The sequence below is a fragment of the Dellaglioa sp. CoH-57-MRSF-16 genome, assembly GCF_056782055.1.
Map to the genome: position 1 here is coordinate 1 of NZ_JBXAXZ010000091.1, position 372 is coordinate 372.

The 372-nt window shown below is 42.7% G+C and carries 2 tRNA genes; both read right to left on the reverse strand.

Annotated elements, in window-relative coordinates:
• Positions 1-96 precede the first annotated feature (96 nt).
• Positions 97-169 (reverse strand) — tRNA-Ala (locus tag AC1RPH_RS07995).
• Positions 170-196: 27 nt separating this feature from the next.
• Positions 197-271, reverse strand: a tRNA-Ile gene (locus AC1RPH_RS08000).
• Between the last annotated feature and the right edge of the window lie 101 nt (positions 272-372).

Sequence of the window (372 nt, forward strand, 5' to 3'; positions counted from 1 at the left end):
AACTAATAAAACGCGGTGTTTCTCGGCTTATTGCTTAAAAATTTAATAAATATTATCTAGTTTTCAAAGAACAAATTCGACAATTAATATTGTCAATGGAGCCTAACGGGATCGAACCGATGACCTCCTGCGTGCAAGGCAGGCGCTCTCCCAGCTGAGCTAAGGCCCCATAATGGGTATTTTATTAATTGGTAAATGGGCCTAAATGGACTCGAACCATCGACCTCACGCTTATCAGGCGTGCGCTCTAAACCAGCTGAGCTATAGGCCCGTAAACGCTTTTGAGAGTAGATCTCTCAAAACTAAACAAATTTTCGACAAGTGTGTAGGTTTCCGTAATATTCCTTAGAAAGGAGGTGATCCAGCCGCAGG